At 73.5% G+C, this 24,592-nt stretch carries 24 protein-coding genes; 6 read left to right on the top strand and 18 right to left on the bottom strand.

Going from position 1 to position 24,592, the window contains the following annotated elements; genetic code table 11:
- Nucleotides 1–66: 66 nt before the first annotated feature.
- From FKN01_RS17080 to tsaB, 6 genes are all read right to left on the bottom strand, one after another.
- Complete coding sequence (locus FKN01_RS17080; RefSeq protein WP_143621315.1) at nucleotides 67–726, bottom strand: hypothetical protein; 660 nt, start codon at nucleotides 724–726, stop codon at nucleotides 67–69.
- Nucleotides 727–774: 48 nt separating this feature from the next.
- The gene (locus tag FKN01_RS17075; RefSeq protein WP_143621313.1) at nucleotides 775–1,245 is read right to left on the bottom strand and encodes a VOC family protein; all 471 of its coding nucleotides are present in this window, start codon (nucleotides 1,243–1,245) and stop codon (nucleotides 775–777) included.
- 80 nt (nucleotides 1,246–1,325) lie between these two features.
- Nucleotides 1,326–1,598, bottom strand: a complete 273-nt coding sequence (locus FKN01_RS17070; RefSeq protein WP_143621310.1) for a hypothetical protein — start codon at nucleotides 1,596–1,598, stop codon at nucleotides 1,326–1,328.
- Nucleotides 1,595–2,695, bottom strand: coding sequence for a tRNA (adenosine(37)-N6)-threonylcarbamoyltransferase complex transferase subunit TsaD (gene tsaD / locus FKN01_RS17065; protein WP_143621306.1), 1,101 nt, complete (start codon nucleotides 2,693–2,695; stop codon nucleotides 1,595–1,597). Before tsaD ends, FKN01_RS17070 begins: the two co-directional genes overlap by 4 nt.
- A complete protein-coding gene (gene rimI, locus FKN01_RS17060; RefSeq protein WP_143621303.1) occupies nucleotides 2,695–3,192 on the bottom strand; it encodes a ribosomal protein S18-alanine N-acetyltransferase in 498 nt (165 codons plus the stop codon). The genes tsaD and rimI overlap by 1 nt, the downstream gene beginning before the upstream one ends.
- Nucleotides 3,189–3,827, bottom strand: a complete 639-nt coding sequence (gene tsaB, locus FKN01_RS17055; protein ID WP_143621383.1) for a tRNA (adenosine(37)-N6)-threonylcarbamoyltransferase complex dimerization subunit type 1 TsaB — start codon at nucleotides 3,825–3,827, stop codon at nucleotides 3,189–3,191. The genes rimI and tsaB overlap by 4 nt, the downstream gene beginning before the upstream one ends.
- 224 nt (nucleotides 3,828–4,051) lie before the next feature.
- On the opposite strand from tsaB, the gene FKN01_RS17050 reads away from it, so the two are divergent.
- Entirely contained in the window at nucleotides 4,052–4,597 is a 546-nt protein-coding gene (locus FKN01_RS17050) for a hypothetical protein (protein ID WP_143621300.1), read from the top strand.
- A 540-nt stretch (nucleotides 4,598–5,137) separates the two neighbouring features.
- On the opposite strand, the gene tsaE is transcribed toward FKN01_RS17050, so the two are convergent.
- The 8 genes from tsaE to FKN01_RS16995 all read right to left on the bottom strand — a co-directional run bounded on the left by tsaE (nucleotide 5,138) and on the right by FKN01_RS16995 (nucleotide 14,657).
- Nucleotides 5,138–5,689, bottom strand: coding sequence for a tRNA (adenosine(37)-N6)-threonylcarbamoyltransferase complex ATPase subunit type 1 TsaE (tsaE, locus tag FKN01_RS17045; RefSeq protein ID WP_143621297.1), 552 nt, complete (start codon nucleotides 5,687–5,689; stop codon nucleotides 5,138–5,140).
- Nucleotides 5,658–6,896: an alpha/beta fold hydrolase gene (locus FKN01_RS17040; RefSeq protein WP_143621295.1), complete on the bottom strand. Its 1,239-nt coding sequence runs from the start codon at nucleotides 6,894–6,896 to the stop codon at nucleotides 5,658–5,660. The genes tsaE and FKN01_RS17040 overlap by 32 nt, the downstream gene beginning before the upstream one ends.
- Nucleotides 6,897–6,934: 38 nt before the next feature.
- Nucleotides 6,935–8,083, bottom strand: coding sequence for an alanine racemase (gene alr, locus FKN01_RS17035; protein ID WP_143621292.1), 1,149 nt, complete (start codon nucleotides 8,081–8,083; stop codon nucleotides 6,935–6,937).
- Between the two features lie 676 nt (nucleotides 8,084–8,759).
- Nucleotides 8,760–9,146, bottom strand: coding sequence for a DUF488 domain-containing protein (locus tag FKN01_RS17015; protein WP_143621288.1), 387 nt, complete (start codon nucleotides 9,144–9,146; stop codon nucleotides 8,760–8,762).
- Nucleotides 9,147–9,197: 51 nt separating this feature from the next.
- Nucleotides 9,198–10,664 carry an NAD(P)H-hydrate dehydratase gene (locus tag FKN01_RS17010; protein ID WP_143621284.1) on the bottom strand — a complete coding sequence of 489 codons (1,467 nt, stop codon included), beginning with the start codon at nucleotides 10,662–10,664 and terminating at the stop codon, nucleotides 9,198–9,200.
- Between the two features lie 189 nt (nucleotides 10,665–10,853).
- Nucleotides 10,854–11,222: a holo-ACP synthase gene (locus FKN01_RS17005; RefSeq protein ID WP_143621281.1), complete on the bottom strand. Its 369-nt coding sequence runs from the start codon at nucleotides 11,220–11,222 to the stop codon at nucleotides 10,854–10,856.
- 27 nt (nucleotides 11,223–11,249) lie between these two features.
- The gene (gene glmS, locus FKN01_RS17000; RefSeq protein WP_143621278.1) at nucleotides 11,250–13,097 is read right to left on the bottom strand and encodes a glutamine--fructose-6-phosphate transaminase (isomerizing); all 1,848 of its coding nucleotides are present in this window, start codon (nucleotides 13,095–13,097) and stop codon (nucleotides 11,250–11,252) included.
- Between the two features lie 78 nt (nucleotides 13,098–13,175).
- A complete protein-coding gene (locus FKN01_RS16995; protein WP_143621275.1) occupies nucleotides 13,176–14,657 on the bottom strand; it encodes an MFS transporter in 1,482 nt (493 codons plus the stop codon).
- 137 nt (nucleotides 14,658–14,794) lie between these two features.
- On the opposite strand from FKN01_RS16995, the gene FKN01_RS16990 reads away from it, so the two are divergent.
- From FKN01_RS16990 to argG, 3 genes are all read left to right on the top strand, one after another.
- Complete coding sequence (locus FKN01_RS16990) at nucleotides 14,795–15,778, top strand: Lrp/AsnC family transcriptional regulator (RefSeq protein ID WP_143621272.1); 984 nt, start codon at nucleotides 14,795–14,797, stop codon at nucleotides 15,776–15,778.
- A 146-nt stretch (nucleotides 15,779–15,924) separates the two neighbouring features.
- Complete coding sequence (locus FKN01_RS16985) at nucleotides 15,925–16,569, top strand: dihydrofolate reductase family protein (RefSeq protein ID WP_143621269.1); 645 nt, start codon at nucleotides 15,925–15,927, stop codon at nucleotides 16,567–16,569.
- Nucleotides 16,570–16,751: 182 nt separating this feature from the next.
- Nucleotides 16,752–18,197, top strand: coding sequence for an argininosuccinate synthase (gene argG, locus FKN01_RS16980; protein WP_143621266.1), 1,446 nt, complete (start codon nucleotides 16,752–16,754; stop codon nucleotides 18,195–18,197).
- Nucleotides 18,198–18,282: 85 nt separating this feature from the next.
- Here argG and FKN01_RS16975 read toward each other — a convergent pair whose 3' ends face one another.
- A complete protein-coding gene (locus FKN01_RS16975; protein WP_185992869.1) occupies nucleotides 18,283–19,125 on the bottom strand; it encodes a hypothetical protein in 843 nt (280 codons plus the stop codon).
- Nucleotides 19,126–19,266: 141 nt separating this feature from the next.
- On the opposite strand from FKN01_RS16975, the gene coaA reads away from it, so the two are divergent.
- Nucleotides 19,267–20,259 (top strand): type I pantothenate kinase, encoded by a 993-nt coding sequence (gene coaA / locus FKN01_RS16970; protein ID WP_143621264.1) that lies wholly within the window; start codon nucleotides 19,267–19,269, stop codon nucleotides 20,257–20,259.
- A gap of 18 nt (nucleotides 20,260–20,277) precedes the next feature.
- The gene (locus FKN01_RS16965) at nucleotides 20,278–21,264 is read left to right on the top strand and encodes a DUF389 domain-containing protein (RefSeq protein ID WP_143621260.1); all 987 of its coding nucleotides are present in this window, start codon (nucleotides 20,278–20,280) and stop codon (nucleotides 21,262–21,264) included.
- Between the two features lie 578 nt (nucleotides 21,265–21,842).
- Here the strand turns inward: FKN01_RS16965 and glmM are convergent.
- The 3 genes from glmM to rplM form a co-directional block, all read right to left on the bottom strand.
- Entirely contained in the window at nucleotides 21,843–23,201 is a 1,359-nt protein-coding gene (gene glmM / locus FKN01_RS16960) for a phosphoglucosamine mutase (RefSeq protein WP_143621257.1), read from the bottom strand.
- A 164-nt stretch (nucleotides 23,202–23,365) separates the two neighbouring features.
- Nucleotides 23,366–23,890 (bottom strand): 30S ribosomal protein S9, encoded by a 525-nt coding sequence (gene rpsI / locus FKN01_RS16955; protein WP_143621255.1) that lies wholly within the window; start codon nucleotides 23,888–23,890, stop codon nucleotides 23,366–23,368.
- 45 nt (nucleotides 23,891–23,935) lie between these two features.
- Nucleotides 23,936–24,379 (bottom strand): 50S ribosomal protein L13, encoded by a 444-nt coding sequence (rplM, locus tag FKN01_RS16950; protein WP_018101206.1) that lies wholly within the window; start codon nucleotides 24,377–24,379, stop codon nucleotides 23,936–23,938.
- Nucleotides 24,380–24,592: the final 213 nt, after the last annotated feature.

Below are 24,592 nucleotides of genomic sequence, written 5' to 3'. Positions count from 1 at the left end.
CCGCCGTCGGGCGCGCGCGCTCCCCCGGGTGGCTCAACACCGGGGCGGCCGGACAGGGCGCGGGGCTCAGCCGTGGGGGCCCCGGGACACCAGGGGCGGCGGCGCCGCGGCCCCGGCCAGCGTCCGCACGATCCAGCGCCGGTGCCAGAACGCCTTGAAGACGCCGATGAGCCCGATGAGCCAGGCCAGCAGCCCGAGCCCCATGATCAGCGCCATCAGCCCGTACGTGTCCTCGCCCCGGACCGCTCCGGCGGGCACGACGACGCAGAGGCAGAGGCCCAGCGCGCCGAGCGCGAAGGAGGGCAGCAGCCACCCCAGCGTCGTGCCGGGCAGCCGGAGCGCGGCGTCGCGGGCGGGGTCGCGGTCCAGCTCGCCCCACCGCGTGAGCAGCCGGCGCACCGCCACGTCCCGGCGCAGCCCGACGACGGCCAGGATCACCGCCGGGATCAGGGCGGCGGCGCCCAGCGCGGCCATCACCACGCCCATGATCGCGCTGATCGCGTCGTACGACTCCTCGAAGGTGATGACCGCCGTCCCGATGAACGACCAGCCGATCGCACCCACCACCCCCCACAGCCACAGCAGCCCCAGCCGGCCGGGTCCGATGTGGGCCTTCACCAGCACGCCGAGCAGGAAGGACCGGTCGGCGAGCAGCGCGTCCCGGTCGGGCCAGGCGCGTATCTCCACGGGCGGCGGGGGCGGCGGCAGCACGAAGCGAGGGGACATGGGGCCCGACCCTATCGAGCACCCCTGGCCCCAAGTCCCGGGCGGGGGTCAGGCGTTGCGGATGGCTTCGATGTCCAGGCGCCTCATGCCGAGCATCGCCTTCATCGCGCGGGCGGCCTTCTCCGGGTCCGGGTCGGCCAGGGCGTCACCGAGGCCCGGCGGGACGATCTGCCAGGAGAGGCCGTACTTGTCCTTGAGCCAGCCGCACTGGCTCTCCTGGCCGCCGCCGGAGGTGAGCTCGTTCCACAGCCGGTCCGCCTCCTCCTGCGAGTCGCACTCGACGGAGAGCGAGACGGCCTCGGTGAAGGTGAACTCCGGCCCGCCGTCGAACGCGATGTACTCGGCGCCGTCCAGCTGGAACCGTACGGTCATCGCCTCGCCCGCCTCGCCGGGGCCGGCGGGGGTCCAGCGGGTGGTCTCCAGGACGCGCGAGTCGCCGCCGACGACGGAGACGTAGTAGTCGGCCGCTTCCTCGATCACGCCCTTCGGGTACCACAGGAACGTGGTGACCTTCTGCATGGTCCTCTCCTCACGTACGGGGGCGAAGTGTCGTGAAGGGTAGACCGGGCGGGGGTGCGGAACTCATCGACGGGCCGCGTCTAGATCGCTCCCAGCGATTCGAAGCGCCAGCGGTGGACCGGCCGGGTGACGAGGTCCGGGTCGGGCTCGGGCAGCTCCGGCAGTTCGTCGCCGTACCCGCCCTGCCACCAGGTGATGACGAGGACCCGGTCCTGCGGGGCGCGCAGCAGCTCGCCGCGGAGCGGGGGCCGGGGCAGCGCGGCGGCTCGGGCGCGGGCCCACTCCGCCAGCTCGCCGCCCCGGCCCTCGGCGGCGCGGGCCTCCCACATCAGGGCGGTGACCGGGGCGCTCATGAGTAGAGGTTGTCCTTGCTGATCTCGTGCACGTGGTCGTGGTCGTGCGTGTGGGCGCCCGGGACGTGGGTCTCGGTGACGGGCAGCGAGGAGTCGGCGGACAGCTCCAGGTCGGAGGCGGGCCGGTTGCGGGCGACCATCTCGGCGCCGAGCGCGGCGACCATCGCCCCGTTGTCGGTGCACAGCTTGGGGCGGGGCACGCGCAGCCGGATGCCGGCCCGTTCGCACCGCTCCTCGGCGAGCGCGCGCAGCCGGGAGTTGGCCGCGACGCCACCGCCGATCATCAGGTGGTCGACGCCCTCGTCCTTGCAGGCGCGGACGGCCTTGCGGGTGAGCACGTCCACCACGGCCTCCTGGAAGGAGGCGGCCACGTCCCGGACCGGCACCTCCTCGCCGGCCGCCCGCTTGGCCTCGATCCAGCGGGCGACGGAGGTCTTCAGGCCGGAGAACGAGAAGTCGTACGCGGGGTCGCGCGAGCCGGTGAGGCCGCGCGGGAAGGCGATGGCCGCCGGGTCGCCCTCCTTGGCGAGCCGGTCGATGACCGGGCCGCCGGGGAAGCCCAGGTCCAGGACCCGGGCGATCTTGTCGAACGCCTCGCCGGCCGCGTCGTCGATGGTCGCGCCGAGCGGCCGGACGTCGTTGGTGATGTCCGGCGCGAGCAGCAGCGAGGAGTGCCCGCCGCTGACCAGGAGCGCCATGGTGGGCTCGGGCAGCGGGCCGTGCTCCAGCTGGTCGACGCAGATGTGGGACGCCAGGTGGTTGACCCCGTACAGCGGCTTGTTCAGGGCGTACGCGTAGGCCTTGGCGGCGGAGACGCCGACGAGCAGGGCGCCCGCGAGGCCGGGTCCGGCGGTGACGGCGATCCCGTCGAGGTCCCGGCCGCTGACCCCGGCCTCCTTCAGGGCGCGCTCGATGGTGGGGACCATCGCCTCCAGGTGGGCGCGGGAGGCGATCTCCGGGACGACGCCGCCGAAGCGGGCGTGCGTGTCGACGCTGGACGCGACGGCGTCCGCGAGGAGCGTGGTCCCGCGGACGATGCCGACCCCGGTTTCGTCGCAGGAGGTCTCGATGCCGAGTACGAGCGGTTCGTCAGCCATCAGTGGATCCCGTTTTCTTCTTCGTGTACGTGGAGGCGCATGACGAGCGCGTCGATGTTGCCCGGCTGGTAGTAGCCGCGGCGGAAGCCGATCGGTTCGAAGCCGAAGCGCTCGTAGAGCTTCTGGGCGCGTGTGTTGTCGACGCGGACCTCGAGCAGCACCTCGGCGCACTCGAAGGCGGTGGCGTGCCTGAGCAGGTCGGTCAGCAGCTCGGAGCCGAGCCCGCCGCCCCAGTGGTCGCGGGCGACGGCGATCGTCTGCACGTCGGCGAGGTCGCCGGCGGCGGCGAGACCCGCGTATCCGACGATCCGGCCGGTGCCGGGCTCCTCGGCGACGACGTAGCGGCGGGTGGCCGCCGGGCCGCGCGCGTACGCCAGCTCGGACCAGAACATGCCCGCCGACCAGGCGTCCTCCGGGAACAGCTCGTGCTCTAGGGCGAGCACGGGGTCGATGTCCCACCAGCGCATCTCGCGCAGCACCGCGGTCGTGACGGTCACTTCGGGGTGACCACCTTGTAGTTCTTCGGGACCTGCGCGTCGGGCCTGCGCAGGTAGAGCGGCTGCGGCGGCAGCAGCTCCTCACCGGCCGCGAGGCGTTCGGCGGCGAGGCCCGCGAGGGCGCCCGCCGCGAGGTGTTCGGGGCCGCGCGCGTCCGGGAAGGCCTCGGGGTAGAGCACCGCGCCCGCCCCGACGACCGGCAGGCCCGCCAGCTGGTCCGCGATGTCGGCGGGCCGGTCGACGCAGGGCCCGGCGGTCCGGGTGCGGGCGTCCTCGTACCGCGCCCAGTAGACCTCCTTGCGGCGGGCGTCCGTGGCGACGGCGAAGGGTCCTTCGAGCCCGGCGGCGCACGCGAGGCCGTCCAGGGTGCACAGGCCGTGCACGGGCACGGAGAGCGCCGAGCCGAAGGTGGCGGCCGTCACCAGGCCGACGCGCAGTCCGGTGTACGGGCCGGGGCCGACGCCCACGACGACGTCCGTCACGGCGTCGAGTTTCACCCCGGCGTCCGCGAGGACCCGGTCGACGGCGGGCAGCAGCAGCTCCCCGTGCCTGCGGGCGTCGACCTGGACGGACTCGGCGACGACGCGGGTCCCGTCGTGCAGGGCGACGGTGACGGCGGGGGTGGCGGTATCCATTGCGAGCAAGAGCACGCAAACAGCCTACGGCTCCGGCGCGGCCCGCCCCGCGCCCCGTACGGCGTCCCGGCCCGGGCGGTCCCGGCTGCTACCGTCACCGGGTATACGCGGAGTACGTGTAAACGCTTGTACGACTTACGGCTCGCGCGCGACGTACGGTCCGCGTCTTACGGCTCACGACGGCGAAAGAGGCACGCACGGTGGCAAGGGGCAGCTCGGGAATCGTGGCCGCGCTCACCGCGGCGGCCGTCGCGGCGGTCGGCTTCCTGGCCTACCAGGCTTCCGCGAACGTACCGGACGACCTGGCCGCGAAGCCGAAGGCGTCGAGCAGCGCCTCGCCGACCGCCCCGGCCGGCGCGCAGGGCAAGGCCAAGCCGAAGAAGGACCCGCTCACCGTCCCCGCCGGCTCCGGCACCGGGGCGCGGGTCGTCTACGCGCTGCACGACCGCCGGGTGTGGCTGGTGGAGGCGAACGGGAAGGCGTCGCGGACGTTCAAGGTGATGCCGAGCCCGGTGCACGCGGTGCCGGGCACGTATCACGTGACGTCGCGCTCGGGCAGCGTGAAGGGGTCCGACGGCGTGCCGATCGAGCACGTGGTGCGGTTCGCCACGGTGGATGACGTGACGATCGGCTTCAGCGCCGCGCTGGACGGGTCGATGGAGGAGCCGGACCCCACGGTGAAGGCGGGGGGCGTGCGGATGTCTCGGGCCGACGGGGACGCGGTGTGGCGGTTCGCCACGGTGGGGGCCACGGTGGTGGTGGTCCCCTAGCCGGGGGGCGTCCTCAATCGCCGGACGGGCTTGTCTTCTGCCGGCCGCCGTCGGCCCGTGTCACGGATGTCCTCAATCGCCGGACGGGCTTGAATTTGCCGCCCGTCCGGATTTGGACGTGCGGGCCGGTTTCGCCGCGTGAGCGGGTTTCGCCGCGTGAGCGGTGTTGGCCGCGTGGGCGGGTTTCGCTCCGCGCGCGGGGCTGCCCGTGTGTGCGGGGTTCGTCCCGGGCGCGGGGTTGCCCGTGTGTGCGTGGGCGGTTGTGTGCTCGGGGGGTGCCGGGTGGGCTTCGTCGCGCGGTGGTGGGGGTGTCGATACCGCGGTCGCCGCCGCGTTCGCGGCCAGCAGGGTGCTCATCGGGACCGCCGCTCGCGGCGGCTCCGGGACGCGGTCGGATGTCGGCATGGCGCCTCCTGGGGCTCCGGCTCCGGTGGAAGGCGTGGTTAGGTAGACCTAACTACGCTCTCGTCCTCCATGTCACCACGCCCGCCCCGTCCCGCGCAACAATTTGCCGACACCGCGTCGGAAACCGCGGCCCGGTCAGGCCCAGGGCGCCCAGGACTCGTTCCGCAGCCCGGCCCAGCGCCTCCCCACGCCCACCAGGGTCACCGTGCGCCGCTCGTCGTCGGTGTCCCCCACCGCGCGGTCGATGAACACCTGGAGCCGGTCGTCCGAGAGCTCCTCGACCTTGCCGTCGCCCCACTCCACGACCACCACGGACTCCGGCAGCGACACGTCGAGGTCCAGGTCCTCCATCTCGTCGAGACCGCCGCCCAGCCGGTACGCGTCGACGTGGACCAGCGCGGGTCCGCCGGAGAGCGACGGGTGGACGCGGGCGATCACGAACGTGGGGGACGTCACCGCGCCCCGTACGCCCAGGCCCTCGCCGAGCCCCCGGGTCAGCGTCGTCTTGCCGGCCCCCAGCTCGCCGGTGAGCATCACGAGGTCGCCGGGGCGCAGCGCGGCGGCGAGCCGGCGGCCCAGGGCCTGCATCTGTTCGGGGGAGTCGAGGGCGAGGCGCACGCTGACGGCGCCGGGGGCGTTCTCGTACGCGGCGGCCTCAGTGGCCGCCGGGCTGTTCTGCGGTTCCATGCCCGCCAACGTTAGAGGACTCCGGTACGGCTCCGGCCCGCACCAGCAGGTCCGCGAGCCGGTCGGTCACCGTCTCGGGGTGCTCCAGCATCACCAGGTGGCCGGCGTCCGGGACGATGACGAGTTCCGCGTCGGGCAGCAGGTCCGCGATGGCCTCGCTGTGCGAGCCGGGCGTCACCAGGTCCTTGTCGCCGGCCAGGATGAGGACCGGGAGGCCGCGGAAGAGGGGCAGGGCCGCGCTCTTGTCGTGCTCCGCGAAGGCCGGGTAGAACTCGGCGACCACGTCGATCGGGGTGGACTCGATGAGCCGTTCCGCGAACCGCGCGACGGCCGGGTCCACGTCCCGGGAGCCGAAGGAGTACCGCTTGACCAGCCCGGCGAACAGGTCGGAGGTCGCCCGGCGCCCCCGCTCCACCAGCTCCGCCTGCGAGCCGAGCGCCCGCAGCACCCCGGGGAGCACGCGGCGCACGGCGTTGACGCCCACCACGGGCAGTCCGAAGCTGACCTCGTTCAGCCGGCCGCTCGACGTACCGACGAAGGCGACGGCGGCGACCCGGTCGCGGAGCAGCTGCGGGTACTGCTCGGCGAGCGCCATGATCGTCATGCCGCCCATCGAGTGGCCGACGAGGACGAGCGGGCCCTCGGGCGCGGCGGCGTCGATGACGGCCTTGAGGTCGCGGCCGAGCTGGTCGATGCCGACGGGCACCCCGCCCCCGGCGCGGGCCTGGGCGCGACCGCGCTCGGAGCGGCCGTGGCTGCGCTGGTCCCAGTGGACGGTGCGCACGATGCCGCGCAGGGCGGCGCGCTGGAAGTGCCAGGAGTCCTGGCCGAGGCAGTAGCCGTGGCTGAAGACGACGGTCACGGGGGCGGGCTCCTTGCGCCCGAAGAGCCGCCGCCGGCGGGAGCCCGTGGGGGCGGTGTCCTCGGGCGGATCGACCTCGTCCACCTCGTAGTACAGCTCGGTGCCGTCGTCGGCGGTGGCCCGGCCGGGCGTCCCGCGCAGCGAGCCGTACGGGCCGGTGGCGTCCAGGGCGAGGCGGGCGCGCCTGCGCATGCCGCGGCCGACGGTCAGCCGCTCCACCGCGACTCCGGCCGCGGCACCGGCGGCCAGCACGCCTATGGCGGCGCCGGCGAGGCCCGCCCGGCGCCAGCCGGCCCCCGGAGCGGCAGCCGTCGCCACCACGTCACCCGTGCTGATGTCGCTCACCCGTGCCCGCTCCTCGTGGGTCGTGTCAGTGGGTCGTGTCAGTCGGTCGTGGCGCCCCGGTGGACGCGCGGTACCCGGCCGCCGATCCGGGTGACGATCTCGTACGCGATGGTGCCGGCGGCCTCCGCCCAGTCCTCGGCGCTCGGCTCGCCCCGGTCGCCGGGCCCGAAGAGCACCGCCTCGCTGCCCGCCGCCACCTCGTCGCCGTCCAGGTCCACGACGAACTGGTCCATGGCGACCCGGCCCGCGATGGTCCGCCGCACCCCGCCGACCAGGACCGGGCCCCGGCCGGACGCGTGGCGCGGGATGCCGTCGGCGTAGCCGAGGGGCACCAGGCCGAGGGTGGTCTCTCGGGGCGTCGTGTAGTGGTGGCCGTAGCTGATGCCGTGGCCGGCCGGGACCTGCTTGACCAGGGCGACGGACGCGGCGAGCGTCATCACCGGGCGCAGCCCGAAGTCCGCGGGCGTGCCCAGCTCGGGGCTGGGCGAGATGCCGTACATGGCGATCCCGGTCCGCACCAGGTCGAAGTGGGACTCGGGGACGGTCAGGGTCGCCGGGGAGTTGGCGATGTGCCGCACCTCGGGCTCGACACCGGCCTTCTCGGCGTACGCGACCATGTCGCGGAAGGTGTCCAGCTGGGCGGTGATCGAGGGGTGGCCCGGCTCGTCGGCGCAGGCGAAGTGGGACCAGAGGCCGGTGACCCGGACGGTGCCCGCGCGCTCGGCGGTGCGGGCGGCGGCGACCAGCTCGGGCCAGTCGGCGGGCTGGCAGCCGGCCCGGCCGAGTCCGGTGTCGGCCTTGAGGTGGATACGGGCGGGCCGGCCGGCCGCCGCGGCGGCCTCGGTGACCTCGCGCAGCGCCCACATCCCGCTGACCGACACGTCGATGCCGGCCTCGATCGCCTCGCGCCAGGGTCCGCCCGGCGTCCAGAGCCAGCACAGCATCGGGCCGTCGAGCCCGGCCGCGCGCAGGGCCAGGGCCTCCTGCGGGGTCGCGGTGCCCAGCCAGGCGGCGCCCGCCTCCCGCGCGGCGCGCGCGCAGGGGACCGCGCCGTGCCCGTAGGCGTCGGCCTTGACCACGGCCATCAGCTGTGCCCCGGCCGCCCGGGCACGCAGGACGCGCACGTTGGCGCGGAGTGCGGCGAGGTCGATCTCGGCACGGGCTCGCAAGGACGCTGTCTCGTTCATATCGCGCCCAGTCTCTCAGAGCCGCCCGCGCGGACCGGTCCGGCGGGGCGCGTCAGCGGCGGCGCAGCTCGTGTCCCAGGTGCTCGGCGAGCACCGGTACGTGACTGTGCCCGACATCCTCGACAGCGGTCACCAGCGACACCGGGCCACCCGCGCAAACCGGTCCGGCGGGGCGCATCGGCCGTGGCGCAGCTCGTGTCCCAGGTGCCCGGCGAGCACCGGCACGTGACTGTGCCCGACATCCTCGACAGCCGTCACCAGCGACACCGGGCCACCCGCACCCACCAGCCCAGCGGGGCGCATCGGCCGTGGCGCAGCTCGTGTCCCAGGTGCCCGGCGAGCACCGGCACGTGACTGTGCCCGACGTCCTTGACAGCGGTCACGAGCGTCACCGGGCCACGCGCACGAACCAGCCCAGCGGGGTACGTCAGCCGTGGCGCAGCTCGTGCTCCAGGTGGCCGGCGAGCACCGGTACATGGCTGTGCCCGACACCCTTGACAGCCGTCACGAGCGACACCGGGCCACCCGCGCAAACCGGTCCGGCGGGGCGCATCGGCCGTGGCTCGCTCGTGTCCCAGGTGCTCGGCAAGCACCAGCACGTGACTGTGCCCGACATCCATGACAGCCGTCACGAGCGTCACCGGGCCACCCGCACCAACCAGCCCAGCGGGGCGCGTCAGCCGTGGCGCAACTCGTGCTCCAGGTGCTCGGCGAGCACCGGCACGTGACTGTGCCCGACATCCTTGACAGCCGTCACGAGCGTCACCGGGCCACCCGCGCGGACCAGCCCGGCCAGCTCGTCCACGGCCGCCGCCTCGGCCGGGCCGGCGAGTTCCGCGCGGTAGCGCTCGACGAAGGTGTCGTAGCGGGCGGCGGAGCGGTCCGCGTGGTACCAGGAGCGCAGCTCGTCCGACGGGGTGAGGTCCTTGAGCCAGCGGTCGATCGCGGCCTTCTCCTTGGACACCCCGCGCGGCCACAGCCGGTCCACCAGGACACGGGTGCCGTCGCCCTCCTCCGCCCCGTCGTACACCCGGCGTACGCGCACGTCACCGCTGCTGCTCACGGCCGGTCACCCCTTCATCGGCTCCTCGGCGGTCGTTCCCCTCAGCTTCGCTCAGGCCCGGACGTCCCGCCACGCCCCGGGGATCGCGTCGGCGACGTCCATCGCGGCGAGCGGGGAGCCGTCCGCCGCGCGCCGGGCGGCGAGCCCGTGCAGATAGGCCCCGACGGAGGCGGCGTCGAGCGGGGCGAGGCCGGCGGCGAGGAGGGAGCCGGTGATCCCGGAGAGCACGTCGCCGCTGCCGGCGGTGGCCAGCCACGGGGTGCCGGTCGGATTGACCCGGACCGGGGTGCGCGGGGTGTCGGTGGCGACCAGGGTGGTCGAGCCCTTGAGCAGCACCGTCGCGCCGAACCGCCCGGCCAGCTCCCGTACGGCGGCGAGCCGCCCCGCCTCGACCTCCTCGCGCGCCACGCCGAGCAGCGCGGCGGCCTCCCCGGCGTGCGGGGTCAGGACGGTGGGCGCGGTGCGGGCCCGCCCCGCGTCCGGGTCGAGGAGCCGCAGCCCGTCCGCGTCGACCAGGACCGGCACTTCGGCGGCCAGGACGTCGGAGACGGCAGCCACGGCCTCGGTGCCGTCGCCGAGCCCGGGGCCGACGACCCACGCCTGCACCCGCCCGGCGTCCGAGGGGCGGCCCGCGTGGACCAGGGTCTCCGGGTGCCGGGCGATGACCGCCTCGCCGCCGGGGCCCGCGTAGCGCACGGCCCCGGCCCCGGCGCGCAGTGCCCCGGAGACGGCGAGCACGGCGGCGCCCGGGTAGCGCGTCGAACCGGCGGCGATGCCGACGACACCGCGCCGGTACTTGTCGCTCTCCGCGGCCGGCACGGGCAGCAGCGCGGCCACGTCCGCGTACTGGAGGGCTTCCAGCTCCGGCGCCTCGGGGAGTTCCGGCCCGAGGCCGATGTCCACGAGGCGCAGCGCCCCGGCCCGTTCGGCGGCCGGGTCCACGAGCAGCGCGGGCTTGTAGGCGCCGAAGGTGACGGTGGCGTCCGCGCGCACCGCGTCGCCGGTCACCTCGCCGGTGTCCGCCTCGACCCCGCTGGGCAGGTCGACGGCGACGACGGGCGCGCCGTGCGCGGTGTACTTCCGGACCAGCTCGGCGGCCTCGGGGCGCAGTCCGCCGCGTCCGCCGATGCCGGTGATCGCGTCCACGACGAGGTCGATGCGCCCGGCCCAGTCCGCGTGGGCGGTGCTCTCCGCCCCGTCCACGACGCGTCCGCCGGCCGCGAGCAGGGCCGCGCTGCCGCCCTCGTGGGCCCGGCCGGGGGTGACCCGCACGGCGACCACGCCCGCGCCGCGCCGGGCGAGCCGGGCCCCGGCGTACAGGGCGTCGCCGCCGTTGGCGCCGGTGCCGACGAGGAGGACGACGCGGGAGCCGTAGACCCGGCCGGCCCGGCGCAGCAGATCGGCGCAGGCGGCGGCGAGCCCGGCGGCGGCGCGCTGCATCAGCGCGCCTTCGGGGAGCCGTGCCATGAGGGCCGCTTCGGCGGCCCGTACGGTGTCAACGCTGTAGGCGGTACGCATGCCTTCAACGTACGCAGATACGGCGTCCCGCGCAGGCTCCAACGGCGGGCGGCCACATCGAGCCCGTCCGGCGGTCGAGGACATCTGTGACGGAACCGAGGACCGGCCGCGCCTTCGAGCCCGTCCGGCGATCGAGGACGGAACCGGCCCGCCGGAGCACCCGGGGCCGCAGACGCCCGCGCCCCGGGGTCACCCCTCCGCGATCACCACCGCGGACGCGACCCCCGCGTCGTGGCTGAGCGACACGTGCCACTGCCGCACCCCCAGCTCGGCGGCGCGAGCCGCCACCGTGCCGCGCACCCGCAGCCGGGGCTGCCCGCTCTCCTCCACGTACACCTCGGCGTCCGTCCACAGCAGCCCGCCGGGCGCGCCGAGCGCCTTGGCCAGGGCCTCCTTGGCCGCGAACCGGGCGGCCAGCGAGGCGATGCCGCGCCGCTCGCCGCTCGGCAGCAGCAGTTCCCCGTCCACGAAGAGCCGCGCCGCGAGCTGCGGCGTACGCTCCAGCGCCGCGTCGAACCGCTCGATCTCCGCCACGTCGATCCCGACCCCGATGATCACGTACCCACCCTCACTGCTCGTCTCGGCTCACTCCACGGTGACGGACTTCGCCAGGTTGCGCGGCTGGTCCACCTCGTTGCCGCGGGCCGTCGCGAGTTCGCAGGCGAAGACCTGCAACGGCACGGCGGCGACCAGCGGCTGAAGCAGCGTAGGCGTTGCGGGGACGCGGATGAGGTGGTCGGCGTACGGGACGACCTCGTCGTCGCCCTCCTCGGCGATGACGACGGTGCGGGCGCCCCGGGCCCGGATCTCCTGGATGTTCGACACGATCTTGCCGTGCAGCACGGACCGTCCGGCCGGGGAGGGGACCACGACGACGACGGGCACCCCGTCCTCGATGAGGGCGATCGGCCCGTGCTTCAGCTCGCCGGCGGCGAACCCCTCGGCGTGCATGTACGCGAGTTCCTTGAGCTTCAGCGCGCCTTCCAGGGCGACCGGGTAGCCGACGTGGCGGCCGAGGAAGAGCACGGTGTCGTGGGAGGCGAGCGACCGGGCCAGCTCCCGTACCGGCTCCATGGTCTCCAGGACCCGTTCGACCGAGCCGCTGATCTCGGAGAGCTGCCGGATCACGGTCCGGATCTCGTCGCCCCACTTGGTGCCGCGCACCTGGCCGAGGTAGAGGGCGACGAGGTAGCAGGCGACGAGCTGGGTGAGGAACGCCTTGGTGGAGGCGACGGCGACCTCGGGGCCGGCGTGGGTGTAGAGGACGGCGTCGGACTCGCGGGGGATGGTGGAGCCGTTGGTGTTGCAGATGGCGAGCACCTTCGCGCCCTGCTCACGGGCGTGCCGCAGGGCCATCAGGGTGTCCATGGTCTCGCCGGACTGCGAGATGGCGACGACCAGGGTGTGCGGGTCCAGGATCGGGTCGCGGTAGCGGAATTCGCTGGCCAGCTCGGTCTCGCAGGGGATGCGGGTCCAGTGCTCGATGGCGTACTTGGCGATCATCCCGGCGTGGTACGCGGTGCCGCAGGCGATGATCACCACCTTGTCGACCTCGCGCAGCTCGCCGCGCGTGATGCGGACCTCGTCCAGGTGGAGCGTGCCCTCGGGGTCGATGCGGCCGAGGAGGGTGTCGGTGACCGCCTTCGGCTGCTCGGCGATCTCCTTGAGCATGAAGGAGGCGTAGCCGCCCTTCTCGGCGGCCGAGGCGTCCCAGTCCACGTGGTACTCGCGCACCTCGGCGGGCCGGCCGTCGAAGCCGGTGACGAGGACGCCGTCCCGGCGCAGCTCCACGACCTGGTCCTGGCCGAGTTCGATCGCGGACCGGGTGTGCTCGATGAACGCGGCGACGTCGGAGGCGAGGAAGGACTCGTCGTCCCCGAGGCCCACGACGAGCGGGGAGTTGCGCCGGGCGCCGACCACCACGTCCGGCGCGTCGGCGAAGACCGCGACCAGGGTGAACGCCCCTTCCAGGAGGCGGCACACCTGGCGCATGGCCTCGGCCGGCTCCCCGCTCTGGCTGTACGCCTCGGCGAGGAGGTGGGCGACGGTCTCGGTGTCGGTCTCGGAGAGCAGGTCGTGGCCGCGCTCGCCGAGCTCGGCGCGCAGGGCGGCGAAGTTCTCGATGATCCCGTTGTGGACGACGGCGACGCGGCCGGCGTTGTCCAGGTGCGGGTGGGCGTTGGCGTCCGTGGGTCCGCCGTGGGTGGCCCAGCGGGTGTGCCCGATCCCGGCGGTGCCGGCCGGGATCGGGTGCTCGCTCAGCGACTTCTCCAGGTTGACCAGCTTCCCGGCCCTCTTGGCGGCGGCGAGCCCGCCGTCGGCGAGGACCGCGATGCCGGCGGAGTCGTACCCCCGGTACTCCAGCCGCTTGAGGCCCGCGACGACGACGTCCTGCGCCGACTGCCCGCCGACGTAACCCACGATTCCGCACATAGTGGTCCCTTCCTGGACACCAGCCCCTGTTCTTCGCATAGTCGCAGAAGTAACCCCTATTTCAAGCCGACCGGGGCGCTATCCGGCGCGTACCGGCACGGGCTCCCCCACCTCGGCCGCGGTCGCGGGCCGCTCCCCCTTCACCAGCAGCAGCACCGCCGCCCCCGCGACGATCCCCACCGCGCCGGCCACCACCGCGGCCGTGTTGAGCCCCGAGGCGAACGCCGTCCGCAGCGCCTGCTCCGGCGTCCCGGCGGCCCGCAGCCCCGCCGCGCCGCCGCCCGCCAGGGCGTGGGACTTCCCGTCGCCCAGGCTCTCCGCCATCCGGGAGGTCAGCACCGTCCCGAGCACGGCGACCCCGAAGGCGTAACCGAGCTGGCGGAAGGTGTTGACCGCGCCGCCCGCCATGCCGGCCCGCTCCGGCGGGACCGCGGCGAGCGCCGCGCCCGCGATGGCCGGCGCGACCAGCCCCGCACCGATGCCCGCGAGCGCCAGGCCCGGGATCAGGGCGGGCCAGGAGGAGCCCGCGCCCAGGACCGCCTGGGCGAGGGTGCCGGCGCCGATGAGGACGAGCCCGACGCCGATGGTGTACCGCGGCTGCACCCCGTGCAGCAGCCGGCCCCCGGCGGCGGCGACCAGGAACGAGGTCGCGGCCAGCGGCAGGACCGCCAGGCCGCCCTGGACCGGGCTGAGTCCGAGGACCGTCTGCAGCCAGATCGAGGTGTACGGCAGCACGCCGAAGGCCGCCATGTTGTAGGCGAGCGCCCCGGCCATCACCCCGGTGAACGCGGAGGTGCGGAACAGCGAGAGGTCGAGCAGCGGATGCGCGGCGCGCAGCTCCACGACGACGAAGCAGACCAGGGCGAGCGCGGCGGTCCCGAACGCGGCGAGCGTCTGCCCGGACGCCCAGCCGGCGCTGCCCGCCCGCACCACGGCGTACGTGGCGGTCCCGGCGAACACCGCGAAGACGATGGTCCCCGCCCAGTCGGTGCGCCGGTCCCGCGCCCCGTGCGACTCGGGCACGGTCCGCAGGGTCAGCCAGATCGCGGCGACGCTCACGGGGAGGTTGACGAAGAAGATCCACCGCCAGCCGGGCCCCTCGACGAGCAGCCCGCCGAGCACCGGCCCGATCGCGGCGGCGCCCCCGGCCACCGCGCCCCAGAGCCCGAGCGCCACGGACCGGTCCCTGCCCCGGTACACCGAGGCGAGCAGCGGCAGCGTCGTCGCGAACATCGCGGCGGCCCCCACGCCCTGGACCCCGCGCGCCGCCACCAGCAGCCCCGGCGACGAGGCGATCCCGCAGGCCAGCGAGGCGGCGGCGAACAGCCCGACGCCGACGACGTGGACCCGGCGCCGGCCGAGCCGGTCGGCCGCCGCGCCTATGCCGAGGAGCAGGGCGGCGAGGGCCAGGGCGTAGCCGTCGATGACCCACTGCAGATCGGAGAGCGAGGCGTCGAGCGCCTCGGCCATGTCGGGCAGTGCCACGACGACGATCGTGACGTCCAGCAGCAGCATGAACGTCCCCAGACAGACCGCGGTCAGCGGCCCCCACTTACGCATGTCCGTGCTCCTTCTCCCGTAAGGCTTCGGAGGGGTGACCGGCGGCCACCCCGTACGTACGATCGGACGACCGCGTCCGGAATCCCCAGCCAGTGACCGTCCGGCGCCGGAATCCGACATGGAAGGGGTCTTCAGCGGTGGAATCACCCACCCGGGGCGACGCCCTGGACCTGCGCATCCTGCACGCGCTGGAGCTGAACGCCCGCGCACCCTTCAGCCGGATCGGGGCCGTGCTCGGCGTCTCCGACCAGACGGTCGCCCGCCGCTTCCGCTCCCTGCGCGCGGAGGCGGGGCTGCGGGTGGTGGGGGTGCGGTGCGCGGCATCCGAGGAGTCGTTCGAGCACTGGCTGCTGCGGGTGCGGTGCGCGCCGGAGGGCGCGATGCCGATCGCGGAGGCCCTGGCCAAGCGGCCCGACACGTCGTGGATCGGGCTGACGTCGGGCGGTACGGAGGTGACGTGCACGGTCAACGTGCGCAGCCGGACCGACGCGGACGACCTGCTCATCGGCAAGCTGCCGCGCACCCCGCACATCGTGGACATCCGCGCGCACCAGCTGCTGCACCGCTTCTACGGCGGTCCGGCCGGCTGGCTCCACAAGAGCGGGGCGCTGACCCCGCAGGAGGCCGCCGCCCTCACCCCGGCACCCGTCCCGGCCCCGCCCGGCCCGGCCGTCATCACCGCCGAGGACGAGCCCCTGGTCGCGGCGCTGGAACGGGACGGCCGCGCCACGTACCCGGAACTCCAGCGGGCGTCCGGCCTCTCCGAATCGGCGGTCCGGCGCCGGCTGGCCCGGTTGACGGCCTCGGGTGCGCTGTACGTGGACGTGGAGTTCGACTCCGACCGTTTCGGCTACCGCGACGCGAGCATGCTGTACGTCACCGCCGCGCCCCGCGCCCTGCACGCGACGGGCACGGCGCTGGCCGCGGACCGGGAAGTGGCGTACACGGCGGCCACCACGGGCCCGTCGAACCTGGTCGCGGTCGTGATCACCCGCGACCCGGCCCACTTGTACCGCTACCTCAGCGAACGCCTGGGCAGCCTGGACGGCGTCGAGCACGTGGAGTCGATGCCGCTCCTGCGCCGCGTGAAGCAGCTGACGTACCGGCCGTTCCGGGGATAGCGTCGCGTCCGCGCGGTGAGCCGGAACGGTCCATGGCCCGGTGCCTGCGGTGGGATGAGAGATCGGAGCGGTGTACGGCGATGAGTCCGGGCCGTCCGAGGAGTCACCCCTCGCGCAGTCACCCACCCACCGGGAGAAGAGCACCCATGACTCAGCTGTTGAAGGTCCAGAACTTCACCGTCTCCGCCGACGGCGTCGCCTGCGGGGAGAACCAGACCCTGGAGCGGCCCTTCGGCCACGTCGACCCGGGGGACCTGTTCTCCTGGGCCGGGGCGACGGCGAGCTGGCCGAACCGGACCGACCCGGGCGGCAGCCGGGGCCTGGACGACTACCTGACGCGGGACTTCTCGCACAACATCGGGGCCGAGATCATGGGCCGCAACAAGTTCGGTCCGCAGCGCGGGCCCTGGGAGGACCACGAGTGGCAGGGCTGGTGGGGCGACGAGCCGCCGTTCCACACGCCGGTGTTCGTCATGACCCACCACGAGCGGCCCTCCTTCACGCTGTCCGACACCACGTTCCACTTCGTGGCCGGCGAGCCCGCCGAGGTCCTGGCGCGGGCCCGGGAGGCCGCGCAGGGCAAGGACGTACGGCTGGGCGGCGGGGTGACGACCGTCCGGGAGTTCCTGGACGCCGGCCTGGTCGACACCCTGCACATCGCGGTGGCGCCGTGGAAGCTGGGGTCGGGCCTGCGGCTGTGGGACTCGCCGGACGAGCTGCGCGACCGGTTCCACCTGGACGTGGTGCCGAGCCCGAGCGGGATGACCCACCACCTGTTCTGGCGGAAGTGAGCCCGGAAGTGAGCCCCGTACGCCCTCGGCGGTGGACGTGCGCCATGGAAGAGGGCGTCCGTGACGGCGAGGGCCGGGGCGGCGCCGCCCTGCGGGCCGGCCGGCCTGGGGCAACAGGAGCAACGTTGCATGATCACAGGAACGACGTTGCATGATCATGCGAGATGATGCATAATCTTCCTATGTCCAAGGTCCTCACCTCCCTGCCCACCGGCGAACGCGTCGGCATCGCCTTCTCGGGCGGCCTCGACACCTCGGTCGCGGTCGCGTGGATGCGCGACAAGGGTGCCGTCCCGTGCACCTACACCGCCGACATCGGCCAGTACGACGAGCCCGACATCGCCTCGGTCCCGGGCCGCGCCAAGACGTACGGCGCCGAGCTCGCCCGCCTGGTCGACTGCCGCGCCGCACTCGTCGAGGAGGGCCTGGCCGCGCTGACGTGCGGGGCGTTCCACATCCGCTCGGGCGGCCGGGCGTACTTCAACACGACGCCGCTGGGCCGCGCGGTCACCGGCACGCTCCTGGTCCGGGCGATGCTGGAGGACGACGTCCAGATCTGGGGCGACGGCTCCACGTTCAAGGGCAACGACATCGAGCGGTTCTACCGCTACGGCCTGCTGGCCAACCCGCACCTGCGCATCTACAAGCCCTGGCTGGACGCCGAGTTCGTGACGGAGCTCGGCGGCCGCAAGGAGATGTCGGAGTGGCTGGTCGCCCACGGCCTGCCCTACCGGGACAGCACCGAGAAGGCGTACTCCACCGACGCCAACATCTGGGGCGCCACCCACGAGGCCAAGACGCTGGAGCACCTGAACACCGGTGTGGAGACCGTCGAGCCGATCATGGGCGTGCGGTTCTGGGACCCGTCGGTCGAGATCGAGACCGAGGACGTCACGATCGGCTTCGACCAGGGCCGCCCGGTCACGATCAACGGCGAGAAGTTCGACACCGCCGTCGACCTGGTCCTGAAGGCGAACGCCATCGGCGGCCGGCACGGCCTGGGCATGTCCGACCAGATCGAGAACCGGATCATCGAGGCCAAGAGCCGGGGCATCTACGAGGCCCCCGGCATGGCCCTGCTGCACGCCGCGTACGAGCGCCTGGTCAACGCCATCCACAACGAGGACACCCTCGCCCAGTACCACAACGAGGGCCGCCGCCTCGGCCGTCTGATGTACGAGGGCCGCTGGCTGGACCCGCAGGCGCTGATGGTCCGCGAGTCGATCCAGCGCTGGGTCGGTACGGCCGTCACCGGCGAGGTCACCCTGCGGCTGCGGCGCGGCGAGGACTACTCCATCCTCGACACCACGGGCCCGGCGTTCAGCTACCACCCGGACAAGCTGTCCATGGAGCGCACCGAGGACTCCGCCTTCGGCCCGGTCGACCGCATCGGCCAGCTCACCATGCGGAACCTCGACATCGCGGACTCCCGCGCCAAGCTGGAGCAGTACGCGGGCCTCGGCATGATCGGCACGGCGAACCCGGCCATCGGCGCGGCCCAGGCCGCCGCCACCGGCCTGATCGGCCAGCTCCCCGAGGGCGGCGCCGAGGCCATCGCCTCGCGCGGCGAGGTCTCGGACCAGGACGAGATGCTGGACCGCGCGGCGATGGAGTCCGGCACCGACTGACCCGCCCCCGCACGGACGACGACCGGCCGGGCACCCCGAGGGGTGCCCGGCCGGCGGCGTGTCCCACGCGAAACGGGCCAGGCCGTCAGGGCCGTGCGTACGCCACCCTGACGTTCCCCCCGGCTCCGCTCACATCGACGTAGTCGCCGGACGACACCGCGCCGCCCGTGGTGGACCAGCCCCCGAAGCTCCAGCGCCAGTCGCCGTCGAGGGTGGCGGTGACCGTCGTCCTCAGCGCACCCGTGGAGCTGGACCGGACCGTCTTCACGGTGTAGTAGGAGGCCGTGCCCCTGGGCCGGAACTGCAACCGCACGGACGCGTCCGCCACACCGGTGTACGTGTGCTTCGCCCAGTCCGCCCGCTTCAGGCTGCCGGTCACGGTGATCGGCTTGCCCTTCGCCACCGGTTCGGGCGCGGCGTTGACGGTGGCCTTGGCGTAGCGCCGGATCTGGACGCGGCCCGATGTGGCCACGTACTTCTCGGACTTGATGTCGTCGTCGCCGAACAGCACGACTCCGTAGCCGACCGTCCAGGTGGTCGCGTCGCCGTTCGCGTCCAGGTCGTAGCGGGGGTCGACGGAGAGCGTGCCCGCGCACTGCGCGACCCTCTCGCTCACGTCGGTGCAGCCGTACTCACTCATACCGATGCCGCTGCCCGCCCCCTTGACGGCCGTGGTCCCGTGGTAGAGGTACGGTCCCGCGTTCCAGGGGAACGGATCTGCGGCCCGGTACCCGGCGGGAAGGCTGACCCGGTACAGAACCGGCACCTTCTTCACCTCGGTGGTCCCCACCACGATGGGCTTGCCCCCGTTGACGACGATCCCCGACACCGTGCCGGTGTCCGCGGCCCGCGCCGTCGGAGCCGTGAGCGCCGAGAGGGCCAGAGCCCCCGCGAGCGCGGCCACGGCCCCGGTTCTTCCTGCTTTCATGCGCACCTCGTCGCTGCGTGAGAGATAGGAGGGGCGGCAGGCTACCAGCGCGCCGCGACCGGGCCCGTGCCGGTCCCGCCCCCTCCCCCACGTGACCGAGCCCACCCTCCACGCCCGGCCGTCTCCCGCGACAATGAGGACGTGATCACTTCACCCGCACGGAGCCCCCGGCGCACCGAACCCGCGGCGACGCCCTACGTCGACCTCTCCCGGGCGGAGTGGAGCGCGCTGCGCGACAGGACTCCGCTGCCGCTGAGCGCCGAGGAGGTCGAGCGGCTGCGCGGGCTCGGCGACGTCATCGACCTCGACGAGGTGCGGGACGTCTACCTGCCGCTCTCGCGGTTGCTGAACCTGTACGTGCAGGCCACCTCCGGGCTGCGCGGCGCCCTCAACACCTTCCTCGGGGACGCGGGCAACGGGCAGGGCGCGCAGCGCGGCACGCCGTTCGTCATAGGCGTCGCGGGCAGCGTCGCCGTGGGCAAGTCCACCACCGCGCGCATCCTCCAGGCGCTGCTGGCCCGCTGGCCGGAGCACCCCCGGGTCGAGCTGGTCACCACCGACGGGTTCCTGCTGCCGATGAAGGAGCTGCACGCGCGCGGCCTGATGTCGCGCAAGGGGTTCCCGGAGTCGTACGACCGGCGCGCCCTCACCCGTTTCGTCGCCGACATCAAGGCCGGCAAGGACGAGGTCACCGCCCCCGTCTACTCCCACCTGATCTACGACATCGTGCCCGGCGAACGGCTCACCGTGCGCCGCCCGGACATCCTGATCGTGGAGGGGCTGAACGTCCTGCAGCCCGCCCTGCCCGGCAAGGACGGCCGCACCAGGGTGGGGCTCGCCGACTACTTCGACTTCAGCGTGTACGTCGACGCCCGGACGGAGGACATCGAGACCTGGTACCTCAACCGCTTCCGGAAGCTGCGCGAGACGGCGTTCCAGGACCCGTCCTCGTACTTCCGGAAGTACACGCAGGTCTCCGAGGCCGAGGCGATGGAGTACGCGGCCACCATGTGGCGGACCATCAACCGGCCGAATCTCGTGGAGAACGTGGCGCCGACCCGTGGACGTGCCACGCTGGTGCTGCGCAAGGGGCCCGACCACAAGGTGCAGCGGCTGTCACTGCGCAAGCTCTGACTTCTGGAAAGGTGCTCCGTGCTGCATCTGCGCCTGATCGTGCCCGCCGACCGCACGGACGAGGTGACGAGCCTGTTGGAGCGGACGGCCGGCACCGCCCACCTCGTGGTCCTGCCGGGCGTCGCCCGCGACCCGGCGGGCGACGTGGTGCTGTGCGACGTGGCGCGCGAGGCGGGCGACGAGCTGATCGGGGCGCTGCGGCGGCTGGGCGTCGACCGGTTCGGGGCGATCACCGTGAACGACGTGGACCTGACGCTCTCCGCGCGCGCCGAGCGGGCCGAGGAGGCGGCGCCCGGTGAGGGCGCGGACGCGGTGCTGTGGGAGGAGCTGTCCGAGGCCACCCACGAGGAGTCCACGTTCAGCGTCACCTATCTGGCGTTCCTCGCCGTCGCCACGATGCTCGCGGCCTGCGGTGTGATGCTCGACAACGCGATCCTGATCGTCGGCGCGATGGCGGTGGGCCCGGAGTTCGGGCCGCTGGCCGGGATCTCGACGGCGCTGGTGCAGCGCGCCCCGCGTCTGGTGTGGCGCTCGCTGTGGGCGCTGATCGGCGGCTTCGCGGCGGCCATGGTGCTGACCGCCGGCTTCTCCTGGCTGATGGACCTGTTCGGGCTGTTCGACGAGAAAATGATCGAGGCCGACCGGCCCAACACCTCGTTCGTCTGGCAGCCGGACTGGCTGTCGTTCGTCGTGGCGTTCCTGGCGGGCATCGCCGGCACGCTCTCGCTCACCTCGGCGAAGTCGGGCGCGCTGATCGGCGTCGCCATCTCGGTGACGACCGTGCCGGCCGCCGCGAACGCGGCGGTGGCCTTCAGCTACAGCGACTACCCCCAGATGTCCGGCTCGGCGCGCCAGCTCGCGGAGAACCTCGGCGGCATCGTCCTCGCCGGCACGCTGACCCTGATCGCGCAGAAGACGCTGTGGCGCGCGGCCCAGCGCCGCCAGCGCGCCCAGGAGCCTCCGGCGGCGGCCCGTGAAAACGCCGGCGACGGACCGGCGGGGTGACCAACGGGCGCCGGGACTTCCGTGCGCCCCACGCGCGTGCCCGATGATGTGGCGGGGCGCCGGAGCGGCCGTGGCCGCTGCGCGCGGGACCCGCGGACGAGGCCGGTTCGCGGTCCGTCATGGGCCCGGCGGTGGGGCCGCACTGCCTGTACGCGACGACCGCGCGCATCCCGGCGGACGCGTACGGGCCGCCCCCGACCCTGCCGCACCGCCCCACGCGCCACAGCGACCACGCGCCGCACCGCGAACGCGTACGGGCCGCCCCCGAACCCTGCCGCACCGCCGCGCCACAGCGACCACGCGCCTCACCGCGGACACGTACGGGCCGCCCCCGAACCCTGCCGCACCGCCCTACGCGCCACAGCGACCACGCGCGCCGCGGCGGCGGGCCGGCTCCGAACGTGGTGACGGCCTCGCCGTGAGGCCCCGCCGTGAGGCCCCGCCGTGAGGCCCGGCCGCGAAGCCCAGCCGTGAGGCCCGGCCGCGAAGCCCCGACTGCGAGGCCCGGCCGTAAAGCCCAGCCGTAAAGCCCCGCCGCGAAGCCCCGCCGTTCGCGCGCCGCGGGCCCCGGCGACCGGTCAGCCCAGCGCCGACTTCACGACGTCCGCGAGCTGCCCCGCCACCGCGCGGGCCTGCTCGATGTCCGCCGCCTCGACCATGACCCGGACCAGCGGCTCCGTGCCCGAGGGGCGCAGCAGGACGCGTCCGGTGGCGCCCAGCTCGCGTTCGGCCTCCGCGACGGCTGCGGTTACCTCCTGCGAGGTGTGCACGCGCGACTTGTCGACGTCCGGCACGTTGACCAGGACCTGCGGCAGGCGCTCCATGACCCCGGCCAGCTCGGCGAGCGGGCGGCCCGTCGCGGCGACCCGGGCCGCGAGCATCAGGCCGGTCAGGGTGCCGTCGCCGGTCGTGGCGTGGTCCAGGACGATGACGTGGCCGGACTGCTCGCCGCCCAGCGCGTAGCCCTCGGCCTTCATGGACTCCAGGACGTAGCGGTCGCCGACGGCGGTCTGGACGAGCTGGATGCCCTCCCGCTCCATGGCCAGCTTGAAGCCGAGGTTCGACATCACGGTGCCGACCACGGTGTCCCGGCGCAGCTGACCGGCCTCGCGCATGGCGAGGGCCAGCACGGCGAGGATCTGGTCGCCGTCGACCTCCTCGCCCGACGCGTCCACGGCCAGGCAGCGGTCCGCGTCGCCGTCGTGCGCGATGCCCAGGTCCGCGCCGTGCTCGACGACGGCGGCGCGCAGGAGTGCCAGGTGCGTGGAGCCGCAGCCGTCGTTGATGTTCAGCCCGTCCGGCTCGGCGCCGATCGTGACGACCTCGGCCCCGGCGCGGGCGAACGCCTCGGGCGAGACGCGGGCGGCGGCGCCGTGCGCCTCGTCCAGGACGACCTTCAGGCCGTCGAGCCGGTTCGGCAGGACGCCGATGAGGTGGGCGACGTACCGGTCGAAGCCCTCCACGTAGTCGGTGACGCGGCCGACGCCGGCGCCGGTGGGACGGTTCCAGGGCTCACCGGTGCGGTGCTGCTCGTACACCGTCTCGATGCGGTCCTCCAGCTCGTCGGCGAGCTTGTGGCCGCCGCGGGCGAAGAACTTGACGCCGTTGTCCGGCATGGCGTTGTGGCTGGCGGAGAGCATGACCCCGATGTCGGCGCCGAGCGCGCCGGTGAGGTAGGCGACGGCCGGGGTCGGCAGCACGCCGACGCGCAGGACGTCGACGCCCGCGCTCGCCAGGCCGGCCACGACGGCGGCCTCCAGGAACTCTCCGGAGGCGCGTGGGTCACGGCCCACCACGGCCGTCGGCCGATGACCCTCGAAGGTGCCCGCCTCGGCCAGTACGTGTGCCGCGGCCACCGAGAGGCCGAGCGCGAGCTCGGCCGTCAGGTCCGCATTGGCGACACCGCGCACGCCGTCCGTGCCGAAGAGTCGTCCCACTGGTGTCCTCCGAAAGTGCTCCGAAACGCAAAAGTCAGATCACGCAACCAACAAGCCTATGAACGCCTTATGTCGTTATATGCCCGAGGATGTCGATAAACGAACGCCCCGGCAGCACGAGAGGTGCCGCCGGGGCGAACGTGTGAAGCGGGTGAGCAGGCGGTTTAGCGCTTGCTGTACTGCGGGGCCTTGCGGGCCTTCTTGAGACCGGCCTTCTTGCGCTCGACCGCACGGTCGTCGCGGGAGAGGAAGCCGGCCTTCTTCAGGGTCGCGCGGTTGTTGTCCACGTCCGCCTCGTTCAGCGCGCGGGCCACGCCCAGGCGCAGGGCGCCGGCCTGACCCGAGACGCCGCCACCCGCGATGCGGGCGATGACGTCGTAACGGCCGTCGAGCTCGAGCACCTTGAAGGGCTCGTTGACTTCCTGCTGGTGCACCTTGTTCGGGAAGTAGCTCTCGAGGGTGCGCCCGTTGATCTTCCACTTGCCGGTGCCCGGAACGATCCGGACGCGGGCGATGGCGTTCTTGCGACGGCCAAGGCCGGCGGCGGGCTGCGGGTCGCCGAAGCGGCCGGCGAGCGACTCCGAGGTGTACTCACCCTCGACGGGGACCTCGGACTCGAAGGTGGTCACCTCGGCGAAGTTCTCCTCGCCCTCGGTGCCCTCGACGCTGTCAACAGTGGTCTCGGCCACGATTCTCCTCAGATCTTTCTTTATGTCTTTGGGGGGAGGCCGGGACTACTGCGCGACCTGGGTGATCTCGTACGGAACCGGCTGCTGCGCAGCGTGCGGGTGCTGGTCACCCGCGTAGACCTTCAGCTTCGAGATCATCTGGCGGCCCAGGGAGTTCTTGGGGATCATGCCCTTGATGGCCTTCTCGACGGCCTTCTCGGGGTTGTTCGCGAGGAGGTCGTCGTAGCGCACGGAGCGCAGACCACCCGGGAACCCGGAGTGGCGGTACGCCATCTTCTGGGTCCTCTTGTTGCCGGACAGGTGAACCTTGTCGGCGTTGATGATGATGACGAAGTCGCCCATGTCCATGTGGGGGGCGTAAATCGCCTTGTGCTTGCCTCGCAGGAGGTTCGCAGCCGTGGTGGCGAGACGGCCCAGGACGACGTCCTGCGCGTCAATGATGTGCCACTGACGGGTCACATCGCCGGGCTTGGGGCTGTACGTACGCACTTCGTAGCCTTCGCTTCTTCAGTGGATGGGGTCCAGACACACGACACCTCTGAAGCGATCATGCAGCTGGGGCACACAATGCCGGGACGACGCCCGTATGCGAGCCACTGGTAACTGCTCCAGAGAACCTGCGCAAGGGCTCTGCGCGTCACCAGGACGCAGCCCATACGCATAACAACGCTCGACACTACCCGTCCGGCCCCGGACGGGTCA

The organism is Streptomyces sp. 130, assembly GCF_007096885.1.
In the GTDB taxonomy this organism is placed as follows: domain Bacteria; phylum Actinomycetota; class Actinomycetes; order Streptomycetales; family Streptomycetaceae; genus Streptomyces.
Note: the sequence above shows the minus strand (reverse complement) of the source record. Positions and strands in the feature narration are given on the sequence as shown.